Here is a 22,056-nt window from a genome sequence, read left to right as displayed (position 1 = left end):
AAAAGCAGGAGAAATTAATTCTCCTGCGTGTTCATATGCTCGAATAACCTGTCATAATCGGCGCGAGTGGCATCCCGAAGACCTTCAACACGTTCATTTGTAATCTCCTGTTTGCCTTCCTTCAAGCCGTCCAAGAAATATTGAACATATTCTTCAGATGAAATGCCCCGGTACGTCAGGCCTTGTTTATCGCGTGATTTTTGGTTTAAGCCCGTGTCCACCATAGGCGGTGCCATTTCAATCACTTCCACGCTCGTGTCGCGGAGCTGGTGTCTGAGCGTAAGCGAGAACGAGTGAAGTGCTGCTTTTGTTGCGCAGTACACCGGATAAACAGCTAACGGGTTAAACGCAAGCCCGGATGTGACCTGAACGATTGCCGCTTCAGGCTGCTTCATCAAATGAGGTGTGAAAAGGGCGGATAAATGGACAGGCGCTTGGAAATTAAGTTCAATTTCATCACCGTCCACAAAAAGATCCTCTGTCCCTTTTTTAAAGTCAATTTCCTTTTGAATGCCGGCGTTGTTGACGAGAACATTCAAGTTCGGATATTCCTTTAAAGCCCATTCATACAATGCTTCCCGCTGCGAACGGTCTGCAACATCACATTGCTTTGTATGGATGTTTGGGAGCTGCTGCTTCGCTTCTGCAAGACGTGCTTCGCTGCGTCCGCAAATGATAACTTCATTGCCGAGCTCCAGCAGGCGCTTGGCCAGTTCAAGCCCGATGCCAGCAGAACCCCCTGTGATTAAAACCGTATTGCCTGTCATCTTCATTGGATGTAACACCTCTTAATTAAGTTGGCTGTGATTCCTTTACTATTTCAAATCTTAGCAGGAAATATGCAGCCGCGTCCTATGAGATGCTCAGGATGAAGTGACTTTTCCGGTTTTATAAAATTCGTCAATTGCTTTATCGACATACACCCAGCCTTTCCAGCCGATGTGAATGGTGTCTTTCATGAAATACGGGTCATATTCATGCCCTGAGAAATCAGCAACCTGGAAGCCCTTCGCTCTGATTTGTTTATTTACCTTTTTGTAATAGTCAGTGCGTCCTTTTTTCGGGAAGCCCGTGTAATCGTACCATTTCCCGTTAACAGGAATGGTGACAAACATAGGCTCTGCGCCCGCATCCTTCAGGATATCGAGCATCATTTCAAAGTCGCCATATTCCGGTGACACCGCATACGATCTTCCTTTGTTTTTCCCTTTCAGCTTAGGCACTTTCGGCTTCAGCTTTTTATAGACAGGGTTGTCGATGTGAAAATCGTTAGAACCGGAGTGGCGTTTGCCCGATTGATCCGCTAGTTTATTCAATTCAGACCATGACTTATCCTTTACTGACTGCGAGATATAGCGCTTTGGCCCGGATGATTCTGTCGTTGAATAATACAGATCTTTCTTTTCCAGCATGCTGTAATACACTTTCGCCGCCGGCTTCAGCGCGTTCACTTTCCACGTCTGGCCGTTTACCATTGCTTTGTACAGCTCAGAAAGAATGGCATCGTTTTGCACAGCCTTAAAGCGAAGCATGCGTTTCATCATTTTCTTTTTAATTTCAGGATCGATCTGATCGTTAAATGCCAAATCAAGCCCTTGCAGCGCAGAATAGTTCGGCGCGAAATGCTGTTCATCAGACCCGCGCTTAATAAACCATTGCGGAGACACGATGAATACGATTTTTTTGCCCTTCAGCTGATCCATGTGGGCAGCGAAGTTTAAAGAATGAATCAATGACTGGGATCCGCCTTTGCCGACAAGGTATGGCGTGAATCCCTCATTGTTTACCTGAAAATAATTAGATGGGTGGAACTCGTCCAGCCGAGAAAGCTCAGAAGACCCGTAAATCGGAAGATATGTCGGATCTTTGAGCATCTGATCTTGTAAATATAGCCCTTGAAACATACTCGGATTCAAGGCTGTTGCTGACTCTTTCACACGCTTATCGGTGATGAAGCCTGTCAGCCATGAAGATGGAATTGCGATGGCGCCTGCGAATAGAATAAACGCCAAAATAATTGGACCGAAAAAACGCTTTTTCATTATTTCAACTCAGACAGCTGATTTACAATGTTGTTAGGTGTATTCCAAACGTCCCGGTCAAATTCAGTGATCGGCACTAAAATATCAAAACGGTTTTCAATCGCAAGCAGCAATTCTACTGTTCCAAAAGAATCAAGCAAACCTTCTTCAAAAATTTCAATATCAGGATTTTCTTTTACGATGTCATCCTGGCAAACCTCTGCTAAAACGTCTAATACCTCTTGTTTAAAATCCATAGCTTTCTAATCTCCTTTAATGGTGGTGATGAAATGGTTTTCCTGAGAAAATATAAAACCCGAAGCAAACGAAATGGAATGTGATCACAATAGCGAGAATGGTTGTCCAGCGGTTGGACGGCAGCCATTTATATTTCTTATTCCACTTCTCGAAAAAGTTGTAACACGTCATCAGAACGGCGTGATAGAGGCCGTAAATGATATATTGCGGCGCGAGCCCGTGCCAAACCCCCATCAGCATAAACAGCAGGAAATACCCGATGTTTGAGACGGCCATACGGTTTTTGATCCACTTTTTCTTAGTCATCCAAAATACGAATCTCATAAACACATAATCTCTGAACCAAAATGACAGAGACATATGCCAGCGATTCCAGAAATCTTTAATATTTTTACTGATAAACGGTTTATTAAAGTTTTCTGGTGATTTAATGCCCATAATGTAGCTGACCCCGACGGCAAACATCGTGTAGCCGGCGAAATCAAAGAATAAATACATGCTGTAGCCGTACATGTACAGCAGGTTCCCAAGAATCTTATTGTGCGTGATTGCGGGAAGATTCATGATGAAGTACGTATTGATCGCGTAGCCGATAATAAATTTATACAGGAAACCGATGAAGATTTTATGGATTCCCGTATACAACAGGTCGGCGTATTCTTCTTTCGTCCAAGCCTTCTGTTCATCCTTGACGAACCGGCGGTATCTGTCGATCGGGCCGGAGGAAATCGTCGGGAAAAACAGGATGAAATACAGCAGGCGGTGCAATGGCAGCTGTTCTTTCAGCAGTCCGTCTCTTGCTTCCATAATCAGCTGAACGCCTTTAAAGGTTAAATATGAAATCCCTAAAAAGCTGATCAGGTTATGCGGCGGATGATGCGGCTGCGGGTGTGAAAGAAACGGCCATATTTTTGACAGAAATAAAGGCAGAATAGACGCGATAACAGCTCCGCAAAAGACAAAGCCGCTGTTCGCTTTCTGCCGGTATGCCAGATAGCCGCTGATCAGGAGCACCTGCCATATTGTAAACAGGCACAGCGCGATGACCCCGTGTAAGTCGTGCGAAAAAATTAAAGCCAATATAATGATAGATATGAACATGTTGTATGCTTGAAATCTTTTTCCGTTTAAGCCGAGAATGATCGTCGGCAGAAGAAGAATGCCAAGCAGTATAAAGAATAAAAACGAGCTGTAAGGCGTCATACAAGAACCTCTTCGCCAATGCGTTTTCGGTCAATTTTGCCGTTAGCCGTCATTTGAATGTGATCCTGATAGATAAATTTTCTCGGGATCATATATGCCGGAAGAGAAGCGGCAAGCTCTTTTTTAATAGCGCTTGTCAGCTGGAATTCCTTCTCGAACTCATGCTCCTCAGGCACAATAGCAGCGATCAGGTACTCAACTGTTCCGTTTGGCTGATAAGGAATCACGACAGCAGAACGAACGTACTGTGACTGTCTGACATGGAACTCGATTTCCTCCAGCTCCATTCGATAGCCGTGAAGTTTAATCTGAAAATCCAAACGTCCTTGGCAGAAAATCTGACCGTCTTGAATAAAGCCGGCATCGCCAGTTCGGTATGCCCACTGGCCTTCATGAGAGAAAAACGCTTTTTCCGTCAGTTCAGGTTCACCAAGGTAGCCTCGGCTTACACTCGGCCCTGCAATGACGATTTCTCCTTTTTCTCCCTCAGGAAGCGGCTGTCCCTCTTCATCCATAATGAAAATGTTCATATCTGGTTTGGCGAAGCCCACTGGAAGCGATTCGCTGCGGCTGATGACGTCATCCGTAATTTCAACCGATGTGACAGCCACTGTCGCTTCAGTCGGGCCGTACGTATTAAAAATCTTCGCTTTCGGAAAACGCTCAAGCAGCGCTTTTGCCACAGAAACCGGAAGAACCTCTCCGCAAAACATAAATGTGTCCGCATGAGGCAGCAGATCCTGTGAAAAACCCGGATCCATCAGGCACATTTGCACAAAGGAAGGTGTTGATGTCCACACATTCAGCCCGGACTTCTTCAGCTCTTCAAATAAGACTTTCGGCTTATTCACAGCATCCTTTGTCACGCAATGTAAAGTCCCGCCTGATTGAAGGCACGGATATAGGTCCATGACAGACAAATCAAATGAGAACGGCGCTTGGTTTAAAAATATTTTTCCTCCGCTGACTGGAAAGTCTGCACAAATCCAGTCTGTGAAGCTTTGAAGGTTCGCAGCGGAAATCTGCACGCCTTTCGGATTTCCTGTGCTCCCGGAAGTGTAAATGATATAAAACGTTTCGTGTTCTTTGACCCATTGATCTTGGCTGACAGAGCCGCCTTCGTTTTCCAGCAGTTCTTCCGCAGAAACTGTCTGAATCTGCTGGCCGACTGCATCAATTGAGAGTCCTGCTGCATGGATCAGCAATTCTGCTCCAGAGCCTTCGATAATTTTCACAATCCGTTCGGACGGAATAGAAAGGTCAACCGGAATATAAGGATGTCCCGCTTTGACACTTCCCAAGAAGGAAACGATCATATGCGGCTCCATGTGGCCGTACACAAGGATAGGAGATTTCTTTTCCCCAGAAATGCGTTTTTGGATCGCGGCAGCCGCGCGGTCAGACTGCTCCCATAATTCCTGATACGTGAGCGACTGGCCTTGAGAGCGGAAGGCATCGGTTTGCGGATAAGTTTCCGCATGTGTTTGAATAGCATGTAAAAGTTTCATAGTTATTCTCTCTCCAATTAGAAATCGTTATAAATATATGAACCGGTATTCGCGGTGTGAAAACCATACATAAAAAACAAAACAAGCAGTATCATCAAATAAAAGCCTGTATGACATGTCCACTTGACAGCGGGTTTTTCATACAGCTGTTTCATTAATTGCAGCATATCAAAAATTCCCTTCCCGTTTTTTCGACAATCACATGATTATTTGACGATCAGATGCTCAAAAAGTTTCATTTTTTCCCTAATCTCCCTCAAATTAATATATCGGCGTATGTTTTTGAAAATGAATCTTTATACCTGCAAGGGCAAGAATGGAATGTTTCGAGCTGATTCATAATAAAGGAAAAGATACCTGGAGTCAAAAGATCTTTTTAACTTTTAAAAAGTGTAATGTACTTAAAAAAATTTTTCTGTACCTGTTTGTTCAAGTGAAAGCAGAAACCTAATGAAATCAGGGCGAGAAGCGTATAATAAGAAAGAAAACGCCTTCTTGCGGTATCTTGTGAAATAAGGGAGAAGTCATTATGATAGATAAGGAAGCAAAAGGAGTTTTTTATTAAGCTGCCGGCTGAAAAAAAGTAAGCCTTTTAATAGAAAGGAAGAGGAAGATGAACCAAACAAATAAGGGTGAGGGTCAGACAGCGCCGCAAAAAGAAAGCATGGGGCAGATCCTTTGGCAGTTAACCCGTCCTCATACGTTAACCGCATCGTTTGTGCCTGTGCTGCTCGGAACCGTTTTGGCGATGTTTTATGTGAAGGTTGATCTGCTGCTGTTTTTGGCTATGCTGTTTTCTTGCCTATGGATCCAGATCGCGACGAACTTATTTAATGAATATTATGATTTTAAACGCGGGTTAGATACAGCAGAATCAGTCGGAATCGGAGGGGCAATTGTACGCCACGGAATGAAGCCTAAAACGATTTTGCAATTAGCTCTCGCCTCATACGGGATTGCCATTTTGCTCGGTGTCTATATTTGTGCCAGCAGCAGCTGGTGGCTTGCGCTGATCGGCCTTGTCGGCATGGCGATCGGCTACCTGTATACAGGCGGGCCGCTGCCGATTGCGTACACGCCGTTCGGTGAATTATTCTCAGGCATTTGCATGGGTTCGGTGTTTGTGCTGATTTCGTTTTTCATTCAGACAGATAAGATCAATATGCAGAGCATTTTGATTTCCATCCCGATTGCGATTCTTGTCGGCGCGATTAACCTGTCGAACAACATTCGTGATATTGAAGAGGACAAAAAAGGCGGACGCAAAACATTGGCGATTTTGATGGGGCATAAGGGAGCTGTTACTCTGTTAGCTGCGTCGTTTGCCGTCGCTTATATCTGGGTTGTCGGCTTGGTTATTACCGGTGCCGCAAGCCCATGGCTGTTTGTCGTCTTTTTGAGCGTGCCTAAGCCGGTTCAGGCAGTGAAGGGCTTCGTCCAGAACGAAATGCCGATGAATATGATTGTCGCAATGAAATCAACAGCCCAAACAAATACATTTTTCGGATTCCTGCTCTCGATCGGATTATTGATCAGCTATTTCCGATAATAAAAAAGACCGCTCGTTTCGTGCGGTCTTTTTTTGTTACAATCGACCGCATTTTGTAAAAAAATTCATAGAACCTTGCAGCAGACAGGGACGTCTAGTACATGGACAGCGGATAAAGTTCCGTTAAAGGAGATGACGAAAATGGATTTATCTGTAACACATATGGACGATTTAAAAACAGTAATGGAAGATTGGAAAAATGAATTATTAGTTTATAAATTTGCGCTAGATGCGCTCGATACAAAGTTCTCAATTATCAGCCAGGAATATAACCTCATTCACGGACACAACCCGATTGAACATACAAAATCCCGTGTCAAAAGCTTTGAAAGCATCGTGAATAAGTTAATGAGAAAGGGCTGTGAGATTACGACGAAGGAAATGAAGGAGCATATTCACGACATTGCCGGCGTGCGCATCATCTGTTCCTTTATTTCTGACATTTATAACGTCGTGAATGTGTTGAAGCAGCATGAAGATTTGAGAATCGTAAAGGTAAAGGATTATATCCAGACACCCAAACCGAATGGCTATCGAAGCCTGCATTTGATCATTGAGATGCCTGTGAATTTAACGAACCGTGTGGAATACGTCAAAGCAGAAATTCAAATCCGGACAATCGCGATGGATTTCTGGGCGAGCCTTGAACATAAAATTTATTATAAATTGAACAATGACGTTCCTAAGCAATTAACAGATGAGCTGAAAGAAGCCGCGGAGATTGCCCATTACCTAGATGAGAAAATGCTGGGGATTAAGAAAGAAGTGGATTGATAACAAAAGCGAAGCCTGACAGGGTTTCGCTTTTTTGCTTTGCTTGCTAGTACTTTTTATACCAGTATAAACTCACTTCTGTTTCCATGATTGAACCTGCTTTATCATGCATGAAGAAAGGGGGTAAACATGAACCATTCCATTTCATTATCGAGAGGTTTGATTTTTCTTATCGCGGTGACTAGCGGGTTTACGGTAGCTAATGTCTATATCAATCAAACATTGCTCGTCAGCATGGCAGGCACGTTTCATGTGACGCCGGCACAAGCTGGGATGATTGCTACATTGGCGCAGATTGGCTATGCGGCGGGGAACCTTCTGCTTGTTCCATTGGGAGATCTTTTTGAACGCCGCCGCTTAATTGTGAGCCTGCTATTCTTAGTGGGGGTTTGTTCGGCCGCTTCAGCGTTAGCTGTAAGCTTTCCATGGCTAGTCATCACAAATTTATTATTGGGATTCTTCACGATTATTCCTCAAATCCTTGTGCCGTTTGCGGCAGGTTTAGCAAATGACAGGAACAGAGGAAAAGTACTCGGAAACGTAGCCATCGGCTTGGTTTGCGGAATTTTAGGGGCGAGAGTGGTCAGCGGGGCGATAGATGCCCATTATGGCTGGCGCTTAATGTATTGGATTGCCTGTGCAGCAGCCGTCATCATTATGTTGATCATTCACTTCTGCTTTCCGAAAAGCAAAGGGACACATGCATTTCATTACGGAAAACTCATTTCTTCATTATTTCCGCTTTTGATCAAGGAGAAAGTGTTAAGAAAAGCATGTGTAAACCAAGGCTTCATGTTCGGCGCCTTCAGTTTATTTTGGACGACGTTAGTGTTTATGGTGAGTGAACCTCCATTCTCGTTTGGCAGCCAGACTGCCGGAACAATCGGTTTGGTGGGAATTGGCGGGGCTTTTGCAACTCCGCTGATCGGCCGGATTATTGATCAAAAAGGAGCTGCTTTTTCCAACAAGCTTTGTATGTCTTTTACCTTATTGTCATTTGTTTTATTAATGGCAGGCCAGACTTCATTGATTGTGATTGTATTGGGCGCTTTATTCATCACCATGGGCATTCAGGCGAATCAGGTGGCGTGTCAGGCGGAGATTTTCCAATTGTCGGCTGAAATGAGAAGCAGATTGAATGGCCTCTTTATGGTCAGCACGTTTTTAGGCGGCGCCTTGGGATCGTATGCAGGAGGTGCAGTCTGGATGCTGTTTCATTGGAACGGTGTTTGTATTCTGGGGATGATCATGGTCGGTATTGCCTTCAGTTCAAGGATTACCATAAATCGTACTACTGAAAAAGCGATATTGGAAGGGAGATAGAAGCTGATGCGAACAAGTGAACGTTATAAAAAAGGGTTAGATATTCTGAAACAAATTGATGAGGAGAACTATGAAGCGATCGTGGGCAATTTTAAACATTCCATCGCTCCGGACCTTGGTGTGCTTGCCGTGGAGTTTAACTACGGTCAGATTTTTTCAAGACCAGGTCTTGATCTGAAATCCAGATTATTAGCAACCGTTGCTGGATTGACTGCATTGGGCAATACCCAGCAGCTGAAATTCTATATTAACGGAGCCCTGAATGTCGGATGGACACAAGAAGAACTCATAGAAGTCATGATGCAGATGATTATTTACTCAGGTTTCCCGAATGGACTGAATACCATTCTTCCTGTGGCCGCGGAAGTATTTGCAGAACGAAACAAATAATATAAAAACCTTCTCCTTTTTATGTAGAATACTAATAGGAAATTCTATGCAGAAGGAGAGTGTGTATGTGGACAGTATGGCAGAAAAACGGAAAGAGCTAGGGGAGTTTTTAAAACTGAAAAGGGCACAGCTTTCTCCGCAAGAATTTGGATTGCCTATGGGCACCAGAAGGAAAACAACAGGCTTGAGAAGAGAGGAATTGGCCCAGCTGTCCGGTATAGGTGTCACATGGTACACATGGCTGGAGCAGGGAAGGGATATTCGGGTATCAACACAGGTACTGGAAAGCATATCGAGAGTGCTCAAATTGAATTATGAGGAAAAACGTCATGTCTTTCTGTTGGCTGGCCATCATGTTCCTTTAGATGATCAGGATGAAGATAATAAGAGCCTTCCTCTAGCTGTGCGGCACTTTATTGATCATTTAACCAATTGCCCTGTTTATGTGACTGACGAAAAGTGGGACGTTATTGCTTGGAACACAGCAGCTTGTGCTGTGTTCGGCAATTTTGGCCAAATGGGCAGTAAGGAAAGGAATGCCATATGGCGATGTTTCACCTCGAAGGAGTATCGGGATCTGCTTGACGACTGGGAAAGCCACGCCAAAAAACTTATCGCACAGTTTCGATCGACAGCCAGCCGGTTTCTTGGGGAAGCATGGATAAAAGAGCTGATCGATGAGTTAACTGAAAGAAGCCCGGAATTTAAAAAATGGTGGAACCACCACGAAGTATTAGGCACACACGCAGGAGAAAAAGTACTTCATCACCCGGCAGCCGGAACAATGGTGATGGAGCATATGACATTACAAATATATGACTCTCCTGATTTGAAACTGACCATTTATCGCCCGTTAGAAAAAGAAAATACAGTTGATAAACTGAAAGCTTTACTTATAGACGGCTAAACAGCTGATCATTATAAAAAAAAGACGGCACCCAAGTGCCGTCTTTTTTTATTTGATATCTTCAAAAATGTCAGATGCTTTCGCCTTCATTTGTTTCTTAATGGTTTTCGGTTTCTTCTCTTTTTTCACAGCCTCATAGACAGCGGCTGTCACAAGATCGCCTGCTTGCTGGAGGCGTTCTTTGCTGATATGATCAATCGAGTCTTCAGGGGTATGATACCACGGCTCAACTTCTTCTGTTTCCGGGTCTCCCCAAATAAAGTTGGCGGAATCAATGCCGGCTTCGTGGAATGGCACATGATCAGATGATCCTCCCTGTGTCAGAGACAGGCTGTCAAACCCAATTTTTTCAGCAGCCGTACGGCTGGATTCCCAAACATAGTTAGATTGGCCATCCAATGTGTTGACATACAGCTCAGACGCTTTTTCCCAGCTTGTGCCTACCATATCTAAGTTGAAGTTCACTTCGCTTCGTTTCAGCTCTTTTTCTGATAGATGATCTACATAGTGAGAGGAGCCGAGCAGGCCGAGCTCTTCGGCGCCGAAAGCGATAAAGCGGATTTCTTTATCAGATGGAACGCTTTTTAAGACACGTGCCATCTCCAGCATAACAGAGGTTCCTGAGCCGTTGTCATTTGCTCCGGGCGAAAAAGGAACACTGTCGTAATGGGCCGTCACGTACACAATGTCTGGATGTTTGATGTTCTTTGGTTTTTTGATTCCGATGATATTCTGGGAGGTTTGGTTTGTGAATGCTTTTAGTTTTAAGGTGGCTTCTTTTTGCTGGGTAAGTGCTTCACCGTCTTCTTTCTTAATGCCGACGACCGGAATGCCGACTTTATTTCCCGACAGGTTTGGCGTCATAGGCACGAGGCTTTCTTTGTTGTTATAAATGATGACAGCTTTCGCTCCGGCGGCTTCGGCATTTTTGGCTTTCTCGTAATAAGTCAGGTCTCCTCTGGAAATCAAGGCGATTTTGCCCTTGGCGTCAGCGGTAAAGTCCTTTTGATAGCCCAATCCCGCATTGTAAAGCGGGGCCGTCAGCCCTTGTTCTTCAGTCGGAGCTGAGCCGGACGCCGCTTGGAGAAGAATATCGCGTCCTGCTGAAGACAGTGTACCCTCAAGCCGGTCAGGAATGTTGAATCGTTGAACCTTCACATCAAGCTTTAATTTTCTCAAGGATGAGGCGATCAATAGGGCACTCTTTTTTTCAGCTGCAGTTCCGGCTATTCTGGGGCCGATTGCTTCACTTAGCTGAGAAATGGTAGAGTACGCATGCTTTGCTTTGAATGGAAGCTCGCGCTCGCTATTTGATATTTGTAAAGCGTGCGCGGCAGGGGTGACACTCTGTGCCGGCAAGAGCAGTGTGCCGGCAGTTAAAACAGCCATCGTCATGACAGTCAAAAGCTTTTTCATCAAAAATAAACCTCCCCTAAATGTATGGTTGGGGAATATTTCGGGATGCTAAAGGAGTTTCCTGCAAGATGGAGAGCGTTTTTGAAAAGACAGTGCTTTATACCTGCAAAAAAACGCTTATGAATGAAGGGTCATAAGCGTTTCGGAATATCAGACTATTGGAGCTTTAAAAACTTGCGTTTGCCGACTTGGATGATCATATTCTCTCTTATCTCTGCTTTGGTGTGAACATCTGTTACTTTCTCTCCGTCGATGCGTACACCGCCGTTTTGAATCATGCGGCGCGCCTCGCTCTTCGAAGAGAGGAGCTTTAGCTTGACGAGCAGATCAATCATCGCTATCGTTTTTTCGCCTTTCCAGTTTACGGCCGGTATATCTTCCGGCAGGCTTTTTTCCTGAAAGACTGTTTTAAACGAGTGTTCGGCAGCTTCTGCTGCTTTCTCTCCGTGATACATTCGGACGATTGTTTTGGCTAAAAGCATTTTGGCATCACGCGGATGAACGGCGCCGGTTTCTAAGTCTTTTACGAGCTGTTTTTTCTCTTCAAGCTCTAAGTCTGTCGCCAAGTGGATGTATTTTTTCATCAGGCTGTCGGGCAGTGACATCGTTTTTCCGTACATGTCGTTTGGATGTTCGTTAATGCCAATGTAGTTGTGTTTCGACTTCGACATTTTCTCGACGCCATCCAAGCCTTCCAAGAGCGGCATAAGGATGACGACTTGTTTTTCTTTGTTGTATCGTTCTTGAAAATGCCGCCCCATGAGGACATTGAAATGCTGATCCGTTCCGCCTAATTCAATATCACTTTCGAGAACGACAGAATCATATCCCTGCATCAATGGGTAAAAGAATTCATGCAGTGAGATTGGTTTTTGCATGGCGATGCGTTCTTCAAAGTCGTCGCGCTCCATCAGGCGGGCTACCGTTATTTTCCCTGCTAATTCAATGACATCTTCCAGATTCAATGTTTTCAGCCATTTTGAGTTATAGTGAAGCTCGACTTTTTCTGGATCAAGCACTTTTCCGAATTGCTCAAAGTAGGTTTTGGCATTGTGCTGAACTTCTTCATCAGTCAGTTGCTTTCTGGCTGCCGATTTTCCGGTCGGATCACCAATTTTTCCTGTGAAATCCCCAATTAACAGCTGGACAATGTGGCCGTTTTCTTGAAATTGGCGAAGCTTATTTAACACAACCGTATGGCCCAAATGTACATCCGGTGCAGACGGATCTAATCCGAGCTTAATTTTAAGCGGCGTGCCCGTGGAAATTGATTTCACGAGCTTTGCCTTTAATTCCTCCGGCGGTATGACTTCGTGGGCGCCTGTCATGTATAGCTGAAGCTGTCTTTCTACCTCTTTTTGCTGTGACGCTGTGAGCTGCTCAAATGTTCTCATCATTTTTCCTCCTTTTTTACAAACACAAAAAAGAGCCCATCCCGATAAGGGACGTGGCTCAATGCACGCGGTACCACCCTGGTTGAAGACATCGTCTTCCGCTCATTCGAATAACGGTTTCCCGTTCTTTGCTACCTTTAAGGTTCACAAAGAAAGCTCGGGGAGGTAATTCACGTTTGCTGTGTGCCGGCTCGCACCTTCCGCCGGCTCTCTGAAACAGGGAGACAAACCGCTACTGGATTCCCGTCAAAGCTTATGTTGTATGAAGATTGTCAGCTACCTTTCTAAGCAGCCCTGTCAATATTTTCTGTTCGTCCTTCGTCATTCCCGCAATGAGCTCTGTTTCCCCTTTGTGAAACTCCGGGTAGAGTTCTTCGATCGCTTGTTTGCCGGAATCGGTGATAGAGACAAATACGAGTCGCCGATCTCTTGTGTCGATGCTTTTACGGCAAAAACTCTTTTTTTCGAGCGTTTTGATCACGTTGCTTGCTGTAGCTGTAGATATCCCTGACAGCTCAGCGATTTTTCTCGTTTCGAGCGCTCCCCATACCCATAGATCATAAAGAATGGAGAAAGCGGTCCAAGAAAGGTTATAGGAAGAAAGAACCTCAGTCTCCATTTTGACACGGAGCCTTTGTGCAGACCGATACAGATTCGTAGCGATCGAAATGGCTTCCAGGTTGAGTGACTCGACGGGCATTTGTTTGAGCTTAGAAAGTGTATCGTGTTCTTCCTTCCGAAGCTGCTGATGTTGATGTGAACGTTCCATTTTTTAGGCCTGCCTTAAATTATCAGAATCATTAGCTATGAAACGAATTGTAACAGAGTCTGATGTGAACTTCAAGCCCATATATCAGTGAATAAAAAAAGCCCAAACAACGCCAAAATAAACAAAAACCCGCAAACGGGGGTGCAGTTTTGCAAAAATATGTTCAATCCGTCTATAAGCATGATCCGTTTCATCTGTTTTCGACAGAGCATGTAGTGACGTTAGCGATTATCGCCCTTTTGGCCATTCTGTTGTTTTTGTTCCAAGAGGGGGTCAAGCAGCCGAGGGCCAGCCGGTTTTTACGTTCTCTGTTTATGTTTCTTTTGCTTGGTTCGCAAATCGGCTATCAAATATGGATGGTCGCCACGGGCAGGTGGTCGGTGCGCACTTCATTGCCTCTCCAGCTTAGTGACCTGTCGGTGTATTTGTCAGCTATTATGTTAGTGACAAAAAGCAGAAAGCTGTTTGTGTTTTTGTTTTTTGCCGGCATCGGCAGTTCGATTCAGGCTCTTGCCACTCCTGACCTCGGTATGTTTTCATTTCCGCATATCCGATATATCCTCTTTTTTATTTCTCACGGGTCTGTGTTTTTATCCTGTCTGCTGATGGCTGTGATTGGCACCTACAGAATGGGCCAGCGCTCGTTATGGGTGACAGTCCTGCTTGTTAATGTGTACGGCGTCTGTATTTTCCTGATTGATCGCTGGCTTGGCGCGAATTATATGTATTTGACGAAAAAACCGGGCGGATCCTCTCTCTTAGATGTTCTCGGGCCATGGCCGTGGTATATCGTCTCGGCTGAAGCCATCACAATCGCAAGCTTTTTCATTCTTTATTGGCTTTATCGCATCTTCAAAAAATGACACCTTTTTTGTTGTATCACACATTCTGTTTAAAAAAATGTCGGAGAACGTGTTTATTTTTTTGAAAAAGGGTATGTAACTTGTACAACAAAAAGGGAGATGAATACCATTGAGGAAAGATGAAATCATGCATATCGTATCATGCGCAGATGATAATTATGCTCGTCATTTAGGTGGGATGTTCGTTTCTTTATTGACTAACATGGATCAGGAGAGAGAGGTAAAATTATACGTCATTGATGGCGGAATTAAGCCTGATAACAAAAAAAGACTGGAAGAAACCACTTTGAAATTCGGAGTGCCGATTGAGTTTTTAGAAGTGGATACCAAAATGTATGAACATGCGGTAGAGAGCAGCCATATTACAAAAGCCGCGTATTACCGCATTTCGATTCCCGACTTAATTAAGGATGAAAGCATCAAACGAATGATTTACATCGATTGTGATGCGCTTGTCCTAGAGGATATTTCCAAGTTATGGGACTTAGACATTGCGCCATACACCGTAGCTGCTGTTGAGGATGCGGGGCAGCATGAACGCCTGAAAGAAATGAACGTCACTGATACAGGGAAGTATTTTAACTCAGGTATCATGATTATTGATTTTGAGTCTTGGAGAAAGCAAAACATCACAGAAAAAGTCATCAACTTTATCAATGAACACCCAGACGAAGACTTTCTTGTGCTGCATGACCAAGATGCACTGAATGCGATCTTGTATGATCAGTGGTATGAACTTCATCCGCGCTGGAACGCTCAAACCTATATCATGTTAAAGCTGAAAACCCCACCGACTCTGTTAGGGCGGAAGCAATATAATGAAACAAGAGAAAACCCGGCAATCGTGCACTTCTGCGGCGGAGAAAAGCCTTGGAACTCCAATACAAAACATCCGTATCGCGATGAGTATTTCCATTACATGTCCTATACGAAGTGGAATACGATTGGGAATCCGGCGATCAACCAATAATACAGATATAAAAAAACGCTTTTGAGATGATCAAAAGCGTTTTTTGTTTGTCTCAGCGTGCGACTGACCGTTGGTAGAACCGCTGAATATGCATGGCGATGTAGCACAATTCTTTTTCAGGAAATTCAAAGCCGTATTCCTTCTTCACAAAGGTGCCGATGCTTAGGGCACACAGGAAGGCATCCTTAAACTTCTCTTTAATGATGTCGATCATTTCTGCGTCCAGCTCGTAAATGGATTCGCCTGCTTTGATATGCTGAATGGCAAAGCGGAGATGGGTCACAAGCCGTTCATAAGAGATGGTATCTTCAACGATATTAATAGACAGTTGAATTTCGATAATCTCGATAATATCACGGATCATTGTTGTAATATCAAGCGTTTGTGTCATATCGCCGGCATTGTTTCTTGCTGTGTGGATATGCATGGCGATATTGCCGATTTCATCATCAGGAATGTGAATCCCCAGTTTATCTTTAATCAGTGCTCTGGCCCATAAGCCGATCTGGAACTCCTTTGGATAAAGGACTTTGATTTCATTCAGCAGCGGATTTTTGATAACCATCCCATTGCTCAGGCGTTCAATTGCAAAAGAAAGATGGTCTGAAAAAGCGACATGAATGCGCTCGTTGATTTTGATGTTCAGCTCTTTTTCGGCATGAGAGATAATTTGCTCAGAAATCTGAATGTGGTCTTCAGGCAATGTTTCTAAAATCTCTTCGAACTGCTTATAGTCAGGTGTATCTTTTCTGATAAAGGTTTTTTCTATTTTTGACGGATCGACAATATCATTCTTCTTTTTGTTAAACGCAATTCCTGCACCCAAGAGAATCTTCTCTTCATTTTGATCCTTTACGACGATAGCATTATGATTTAAGATTCTTTTAATTTTCATAGCTTTTTTGTCCTTTCATCCCCCGTTTTATGAATGAAAACGAATAAATCCAGTTATTCTGTCTCTTCTTTAAACCCGAGAAACAATGTAGCTATAAAAGCAGAGACGGCTGCGATCAAGAAACCGATCATATAATGAACAAAATTAGCGGCGCCAAACGGCAGCACGATTGAAATCATCGGAATGCCTGTCAGCCCGTAGGAATTTGCCACAACTTGTACCGCAACCACGTATGCTCCGCCAATAGCACCGCCGATGGCTGCTCCGATAAAGGGACGGATCAATTTGAGATTTACCCCGAATACAATCGGCTCAACAATGCCTAAAAACGCGGTCAGAGAAGCGGGGAGCGCAATTTTTTTCAGGCTTGATTGTTTCGTTTTGAGGAATACCGCAAGCCCCGCTCCGCCTTGGGCCACATTCGCCATCGACCATATCGGCACTAAAAAGTTGACACCGACATGCGGATTAGCAAGCAGCGTTGCCTCAATTGCATAAAAGCTATGATGCAATCCAGATAGGACGATGGTGGAGTAGATGCCGCCGAAAAGGGCTCCGGCGGCAATGCCGGCGTGATCATAAATATAGACGATCGATTGTGTCATGATCTGGCCGATGATGGACGCGGCGGGATTCATCACAATCAGCGCGAGGCATCCTGTCACCATGACCGTAATAAAGGGAATGATCACGACATCAAGCGACTTCGGCACAATCGATTTTAATAGCTTCTCAATTTTGCTCATGACAAAAACGGAAAGAAGAATCGGTATCATGGAACCCTGATAGCCCATCATTGGGATATGAAGCCCCCATATGTCTAAAGAAGACGGGGTTTTGCTGCCGAGCATAGACGGGTCCAGCAGATCAGGATGCGTCAAAAGCCCCGCGATCACTGCCCCTAGGTATGGGTTGCTGCCAAATTGCCGTGCGGCACTGAAGCCGACTAAAATCGGCAGTAAAATAAAGGCTGTGCTGGACACGAGGTCGAGCATTTTAATCCATGGGCTGCCGGCAGCGAACCAGTGAAACACCTTAATCATGCCGATCAGCCCCATGAGCAGGCCGCTTGCTGTTATTGCCGGAATAATCGGCACAAAAATATCGGACAGTGTTTTCGCAAAAGCTGCGGCAGGGTTCAGCTTCCGGCTGGCTTTTTTCTGGTGGACAGGTTCTTCAGAAGGCGCGTTCTCCCATACATGAACGACTTCTTTATATATTTTGTTGACGACGCCTGCTCCGAAGATAATCTGGAAAAGCCCATAACGGAAAAAGGTGCCCTGCACACCTTGCAGGTTCTCAATGGCATGTATATCAATTTTCGTCTCGTCCTTTACATCAAAACGAAGACGGGTCGTACAATGGCTGATGCTGATAATATTGTTTTTTCCTCCTGCGAGCAGCAGTAATTCTTTTGCAATCTCTTTATGCAAGCAATCAAAACCTCCTTTGCTGAAGAAAAGTCGGCTTGTTCATCGTATCAAATGAAAAGTTGACAATCAAAATGAAAAAAGTGAGAAATACCGGCTGAAAATGACAAAAATGCCCGCGTCGACGACGGAGCATGAGAATAGGGGTTGTCCAAGGCGCCGTTATGAGCCCAACACGAAAAGAAGAGTTAAAATGCCCTGCTTTTTAGGCACTAATACTCCCTTTGCATCATTGGGTCTTGCCTGCCTGCCCAGTCACAATCCCGCCATATGTGGTGATAACTGTAATAACGTTCATTTTATGCTGTTCATGGCTGTATAGCAATAGTATGAAAAGCCTGTGAGGCGGATGGGAAAAAGGTTGTGTGCGATGTTCTTAGAATGTAAAAAACCTTTAAGACCCGGAATGCAAGTCTTAAAGGTTTTTGGTTACTTTTTCGGTTTGACGGCGTTCAGCCGTTTTTGCAGCTTTGTTTTTTCATTGGATGCTTTTAATTGATTCACTGCAGACTGAGCGGATGTCTTCGATTTCTTTGTTTTGTCTTTTTCCGCTTTCTTCACTTTTGCCTTGGCAGTTTCGACTTTTTTTGCTTCAGCCGCCGCCACCTTTTTCTTCACTTTGTCTAACCGTTTTTGCAATGCCGTTTTGTCCTTGCCTGCTTGAAGCTGATTGACGGCTGATTGTGCTTTTGCCGCATTTGCATCAGTTGATTTCTTTTCAGCCGCAGATACGGATTGCTGTGCCGTCTTCAAATTGGTGCTCTTCACTTTGTTAAGGCGTTTCTGCAGGGACGTTTTTTCTGAACTTGCAGGCAGCTTGCCAATTGCTGATTGTGCGTTGTCCACATCTGTTTTCTTTTTGCTTTTTTCCGCTTTCGCAACTTTGTCTTTCGCTTGCTTTGACGCGATGTAGCGTTTTACTTGGTCTAAGCGTTTTTGAAGGTTCTTTTTGTCTGTTCCGTTCGGAAGCTTGTTGATGGCAGTTTCTGCTGTATCAACGGTTTGCTGTGTTTTATATTTTTCTGCCTTTGCGACTTTGTCTTTCGCATCTTTTACATTTCTGTATGACTGTACTTTATCCAGTCTTTTTTGCAGGGCAGTTTTGGCGTCGGAGCCCGGCAGCTGGCTGACGAGTTCTTGCGCTTTGTTGATATCGGTTTGTGCTTTTGTTTGTTCCGCTTTTTTCACCGCTTGCTCTGCTGCCGCGTACGCTGAATCTGTTGCCTGTGCTTTATATTGGATTAAGCCGTAGCCAAATTGCTGATCGCGGCCTGCGGTACCAAGATCAACGATATTTCTCCGCATTTCCTCGCGAAGCTGGACGTTTGTCTCGGCAGGATCACGCTGTTTTAACAAAGCAAACATGGCAGCGGCGTGCGGTGTCGCTTGGGATGTTCCGCTTCCTGTTGCATAATACTGGTTTAAGTAAGTGCTTGTGATGTTTGTCCCCGGCGCTGAAAATTCAACTTCATCTCCAGTTGTTGAGAAGGAGGCAAGCTGATTCTTTTCGTTTGTTGCTGAAACAGCAACGACACTGCTGTATGCCGCCGGATAATTCACCGGCTTGCCGTTTCCGTCGTTACCGCTTGCGGCAACAAGCAGAACACCTTGTTCATATGCTTTGTTCACGGCCTCATGAAGGATTTTGCTGTCTGACGTCGTGCCAAGGCTCATATTGACGATGTCCATCCCGTTTGCGATCGACCAGTCAATTCCTTGGAGAAGACTTTGAAGATCCCCCGAGCCGTTCTGATCAAGCGCTTTAACCGCGTATATTTGTGCTTCCGGTGCGATGCCGTCAATTCCGTAGCCGTTATGCTTGGCTCCGATAATCCCTGCGACATGTGTTCCGTGGCCGTTATCATCTTTGTAAGAAGAGGTATAACTGACAGCTGAATACCCGCCGGCAATCGACAGGTCATCGTGGGGGGAGATCCCGCTGTCAATGACGGCAATTTTGATATTTTTTCCTGTCAGTCCTGCCTTCCAAGCCTGTTTCACCTGAATGGGCTCAAGGTTCCATTGCTCAAAGTTGTCAGAGGTGTCAGTGCCGTCTGACAGCACTTTGAAATCCGTGCTGTCTGCTGCGGTAAATGATACGTTGTTTTCTACATACAAAATATCAGGATCCTGCTTTAATTCTTTTACTGTCTCCTGGTCTGCTGTGACCGCTACCGCGGGAAGATGTTTATACTGCTGTTCAACATCAGCATCACTATCCAGGATGGTTTCCTTTCCGGCCTTGTTTTTATAAACCACAATAACCTCTTTCTCGCTGCTGTTTTGCGCATGAGCGAGAGGGCCTACGGCGAGAAAACTGAAAAACAGAGTGACTGATACAACAAGTTTGCAAGACATGTTTTTCATGATTCATCTCCTTTTTCTATGATGTTTGATATATATATCGGAGAAAAAAAGAGAGATTAATAGTAAGAAGGAAAAAATTTTTCATGGGCAGGGTTGTTTAGCAAAATACAGATTTTTTCCGCATGAAGAGGAAATTTTCCAAATGAATTTGTAAGCGTTTTCAAAATAAGATAAAGAAAACATTGCGGAGGTTGTTCACAAAGCAATGAGAAAAGGGGGCTTTTAAGATGAGCACATTCACTCGGGTGATGGAGGAAAAAATAATGCCTGTCGCCGGGAAAATTGCCGGGCAGCGGCATCTCAGCGCTTTGCGTGACGGAATTATCCTGACCATGCCGCTGATTATTATCGGGTCTGTCTTCTTGATTTTAACGAGCCTGCCGATTCCGGGGTATGCTGATTTCATGGCGAGTGTGTTTGGGAACGAGTGGGCCGATAAGCTCGGATATCCTGTTAACGCTTCGTTTGATATTATGGCGATGATTGCCGCTTTTGGGATCGCCTATCGGTTGGCAGAAAGCTATGGTGTCGATGCCCTTTCTGCCGGAGCGATTTCAATTGCCGCATTTCTGCTGGCGACGCCGTTTGAGGTGCCGTTTACACCGGATGGCTCAACGGAACCCATCATGGTAGGGGGCGGAATTCCGATCACGCTGCTCGGCAGCAAGGGCTTATTTGTCGCCATGCTGATCGCCTTGTTTTCAACCGAAATCTATCGGTACATTATTCAAAAAAATATCGTCTTCAAAATGCCAGACGGTGTGCCGCCTGCGGTAAGCAAATCGTTTGTCGCGCTGATTCCCGGCTTTATCATTGTGTTTCTCGTGTGGCTGGCGCGCCTTTTGATTGAAATGACACCTTTTCAGAGTCTGCACAATGTCGTAGGAGACCTGCTTGGCACACCGCTTTCCATCCTTGGCGGCAGTCTCGGCGGAAGCCTGATCGCTGAATTTGTGCAGATGCTGCTTTGGTCGTGCGGGATTCACGGGGCTTCCATCATTGGCGGAATCATGGCGCCGATTTGGTACGGCGCGATGGATGCCAACCGTCTCGCCTTTCAAGCGGGCGAGGCGCTGCCGAGTATTTTTACGACTCAGTTCTTTCAAATTTGGATCAATGTCGGCGGGAGCGGGGCGACGCTGGCGCTTGTCCTGACGATGCTTGTGCGCTCCCGCAGCAAACAAATGAAGCAGCTTGGCCGATTAGGGATTGGGCCCGCACTTTTTAATATCAACGAGCCGATCATTTTCGGCATGCCGATTGTCATGAATCCGCTCCTTATTGTCCCATTTATCATCGCACCGCTCCTCACGATTACCGCAACTTATATCGGCATGAGCACCGGGCTGGTGGCAAGACCGGCCGGAATCGCGGTGCCATGGACGATGCCGCCGCTCATATCAGGTTACCTGGCGACAGGCGGAAAGGTGTCGGGCGCCGTTATGCAGCTGGTGAACCTGCTGATCACCTGTGCCATCTACTATCCGTTTTTCAGAATATGGGATCATCAAAAATGGCGGGAAGAGAGTGCGGTTGAATCTGGGGATAAAAATGTGTAGTGATGTAAGTGTTTAAATAATAAAAAAGCAGCGTTATGCTGCTTTTTTATTACCGCTGAAAGAACTCAATCCACTCACCGTCAGGGCCTTCGATATAGAAATAACGGTATCCGTTTGGAAGTGTTGTGATCTCCTCGTCGATAAATTTTGCGTTCATTTTTTCCGCTTTTGTATATTCAGCCGCGATGTCATCAGTCAGCAGGGCAATGTGGTGCACTTTTCCTTCAGCGGGAAGCTCGCTGCTGTAGCCTTGAATCAGTTCAATTTCTGTTTCCGGGCCGTCTTCAAAGCCAAGAAATGCAAGCTCGATTACACCGTTCGTGTGTGTGATGCGATCCTTCAATTTCATGCCGAGTACCTCTTCATAAAATGTGATGGACGCGTTAATATCTCTTACCATGATGCCTGTATGGTCAATTCGTTTTGCCATGCTGCTCCTCCTCGAAACTCTTTTTGTCTA

At 44.9% G+C, this 22,056-nt stretch carries 22 protein-coding genes and 1 other annotated feature; of the genes, 9 read left to right on the top strand and 13 right to left on the bottom strand.

The window, feature by feature from the left end; translation table 11 throughout:
- Nucleotides 1-14: 14 nt before the first annotated feature.
- The 6 genes from RAC86_RS09845 to RAC86_RS09820 all read right to left on the bottom strand — a co-directional run bounded on the left by RAC86_RS09845 (nt 15) and on the right by RAC86_RS09820 (nt 5,157).
- Complete coding sequence (locus tag RAC86_RS09845) at nt 15-773, bottom strand: SDR family oxidoreductase (protein ID WP_015714939.1); 759 nt, start codon at nt 771-773, stop codon at nt 15-17.
- Between the two features lie 90 nt (nt 774-863).
- A complete protein-coding gene (gene dltD, locus RAC86_RS09840; RefSeq protein ID WP_003227323.1) occupies nt 864-2,042 on the bottom strand; it encodes a D-alanyl-lipoteichoic acid biosynthesis protein DltD in 1,179 nt (392 codons plus the stop codon).
- Nucleotides 2,042-2,278 (bottom strand): D-alanine--poly(phosphoribitol) ligase subunit DltC, encoded by a 237-nt coding sequence (gene dltC, locus RAC86_RS09835; protein ID WP_003227325.1) that lies wholly within the window; start codon nt 2,276-2,278, stop codon nt 2,042-2,044. The genes dltD and dltC overlap by 1 nt, the downstream gene beginning before the upstream one ends.
- 16 nt (nt 2,279-2,294) lie before the next feature.
- A complete protein-coding gene (dltB, locus tag RAC86_RS09830; RefSeq protein WP_003227327.1) occupies nt 2,295-3,482 on the bottom strand; it encodes a D-alanyl-lipoteichoic acid biosynthesis protein DltB in 1,188 nt (395 codons plus the stop codon).
- On the bottom strand, nt 3,479-4,990 hold the full coding sequence (dltA, locus tag RAC86_RS09825) for a D-alanine--poly(phosphoribitol) ligase subunit DltA (protein WP_377885555.1): 1,512 nt from the start codon (nt 4,988-4,990) through the stop codon (nt 3,479-3,481). The genes dltB and dltA overlap by 4 nt, the downstream gene beginning before the upstream one ends.
- A gap of 17 nt (nt 4,991-5,007) precedes the next feature.
- Nucleotides 5,008-5,157: a teichoic acid D-Ala incorporation-associated protein DltX gene (locus RAC86_RS09820; protein ID WP_003227330.1), complete on the bottom strand. Its 150-nt coding sequence runs from the start codon at nt 5,155-5,157 to the stop codon at nt 5,008-5,010.
- A gap of 149 nt (nt 5,158-5,306) precedes the next feature.
- Here RAC86_RS09820 and RAC86_RS09815 point away from each other — a divergent pair, with 149 nt between their 5' ends.
- From RAC86_RS09815 to RAC86_RS09790, 6 genes are all read left to right on the top strand, one after another.
- Nucleotides 5,307-5,441, top strand: a complete 135-nt coding sequence (locus tag RAC86_RS09815) for a hypothetical protein (RefSeq protein ID WP_003227332.1) — start codon at nt 5,307-5,309, stop codon at nt 5,439-5,441.
- Nucleotides 5,442-5,603: 162 nt separating this feature from the next.
- Nucleotides 5,604-6,539 (top strand): 1,4-dihydroxy-2-naphthoate polyprenyltransferase, encoded by a 936-nt coding sequence (locus tag RAC86_RS09810; RefSeq protein ID WP_009968370.1) that lies wholly within the window; start codon nt 5,604-5,606, stop codon nt 6,537-6,539.
- Nucleotides 6,540-6,680: 141 nt separating this feature from the next.
- Nucleotides 6,681-7,313 carry a GTP pyrophosphokinase YwaC gene (ywaC, locus tag RAC86_RS09805; protein WP_003244564.1) on the top strand — a complete coding sequence of 211 codons (633 nt, stop codon included), beginning with the start codon at nt 6,681-6,683 and terminating at the stop codon, nt 7,311-7,313.
- A gap of 129 nt (nt 7,314-7,442) precedes the next feature.
- The gene (locus RAC86_RS09800; RefSeq protein ID WP_377885554.1) at nt 7,443-8,636 is read left to right on the top strand and encodes an MFS transporter; all 1,194 of its coding nucleotides are present in this window, start codon (nt 7,443-7,445) and stop codon (nt 8,634-8,636) included.
- A 6-nt stretch (nt 8,637-8,642) separates the two neighbouring features.
- Nucleotides 8,643-9,026 carry a carboxymuconolactone decarboxylase family protein gene (locus RAC86_RS09795; protein WP_377885553.1) on the top strand — a complete coding sequence of 128 codons (384 nt, stop codon included), beginning with the start codon at nt 8,643-8,645 and terminating at the stop codon, nt 9,024-9,026.
- Nucleotides 9,027-9,093: 67 nt separating this feature from the next.
- Nucleotides 9,094-9,933, top strand: a complete 840-nt coding sequence (locus RAC86_RS09790) for a helix-turn-helix transcriptional regulator (RefSeq protein WP_019712842.1) — start codon at nt 9,094-9,096, stop codon at nt 9,931-9,933.
- A 48-nt stretch (nt 9,934-9,981) separates the two neighbouring features.
- Here RAC86_RS09790 and ywaD read toward each other — a convergent pair whose 3' ends face one another.
- The 3 genes from ywaD to ywaE all read right to left on the bottom strand — a co-directional run bounded on the left by ywaD (nt 9,982) and on the right by ywaE (nt 13,512).
- Complete coding sequence (gene ywaD, locus RAC86_RS09785; protein ID WP_377885552.1) at nt 9,982-11,349, bottom strand: aminopeptidase YwaD; 1,368 nt, start codon at nt 11,347-11,349, stop codon at nt 9,982-9,984.
- Nucleotides 11,350-11,504: 155 nt separating this feature from the next.
- A complete protein-coding gene (tyrS, locus tag RAC86_RS09780; protein ID WP_377885550.1) occupies nt 11,505-12,746 on the bottom strand; it encodes a tyrosine--tRNA ligase in 1,242 nt (413 codons plus the stop codon).
- Nucleotides 12,747-12,787: 41 nt separating this feature from the next.
- Nucleotides 12,788-13,002 (bottom strand) — a binding site (T-box leader).
- On the bottom strand, nt 12,997-13,512 hold the full coding sequence (gene ywaE / locus RAC86_RS09775) for a tyrZ transcriptional regulator YwaE (RefSeq protein ID WP_003227345.1): 516 nt from the start codon (nt 13,510-13,512) through the stop codon (nt 12,997-12,999). (Overlaps the previous feature by 6 nt.)
- A 149-nt stretch (nt 13,513-13,661) precedes the next feature.
- Between ywaE and RAC86_RS09770 the strand changes: the two genes are divergently transcribed.
- Nucleotides 13,662-14,375 (top strand): YwaF family protein, encoded by a 714-nt coding sequence (locus tag RAC86_RS09770; protein WP_377885549.1) that lies wholly within the window; start codon nt 13,662-13,664, stop codon nt 14,373-14,375.
- Between the two features lie 109 nt (nt 14,376-14,484).
- Nucleotides 14,485-15,345: a glycosyltransferase family 8 protein gene (locus RAC86_RS09765; RefSeq protein WP_014478368.1), complete on the top strand. Its 861-nt coding sequence runs from the start codon at nt 14,485-14,487 to the stop codon at nt 15,343-15,345.
- Between the two features lie 52 nt (nt 15,346-15,397).
- Here RAC86_RS09765 and sacY read toward each other — a convergent pair whose 3' ends face one another.
- From sacY to epr, 3 genes are all read right to left on the bottom strand, one after another.
- Nucleotides 15,398-16,240: a transcription antiterminator SacY gene (sacY, locus tag RAC86_RS09760; RefSeq protein ID WP_003244589.1), complete on the bottom strand. Its 843-nt coding sequence runs from the start codon at nt 16,238-16,240 to the stop codon at nt 15,398-15,400.
- Nucleotides 16,241-16,293: 53 nt separating this feature from the next.
- Nucleotides 16,294-17,673 (bottom strand): SacY negative regulator SacX, encoded by a 1,380-nt coding sequence (sacX, locus tag RAC86_RS09755; protein ID WP_024572918.1) that lies wholly within the window; start codon nt 17,671-17,673, stop codon nt 16,294-16,296.
- 426 nt (nt 17,674-18,099) lie between these two features.
- Complete coding sequence (gene epr / locus RAC86_RS09750; RefSeq protein ID WP_377885548.1) at nt 18,100-20,037, bottom strand: minor protease Epr; 1,938 nt, start codon at nt 20,035-20,037, stop codon at nt 18,100-18,102.
- A gap of 227 nt (nt 20,038-20,264) precedes the next feature.
- Between epr and celB the strand changes: the two genes are divergently transcribed.
- Nucleotides 20,265-21,596 (top strand): PTS cellobiose transporter subunit IIC, encoded by a 1,332-nt coding sequence (celB, locus tag RAC86_RS09745; RefSeq protein ID WP_256683070.1) that lies wholly within the window; start codon nt 20,265-20,267, stop codon nt 21,594-21,596.
- A gap of 49 nt (nt 21,597-21,645) precedes the next feature.
- Here the strand turns inward: celB and glxA are convergent, their stop codons facing one another.
- Nucleotides 21,646-22,026 (bottom strand): glyoxalase GlxA, encoded by a 381-nt coding sequence (gene glxA, locus RAC86_RS09740; protein WP_003243380.1) that lies wholly within the window; start codon nt 22,024-22,026, stop codon nt 21,646-21,648.
- Nucleotides 22,027-22,056: the final 30 nt, after the last annotated feature.

It is taken from the genome of Bacillus sp. LR_5 (assembly GCF_042709275.1).
Note: the sequence above shows the minus strand (reverse complement) of the source record. Positions and strands in the feature narration are given on the sequence as shown.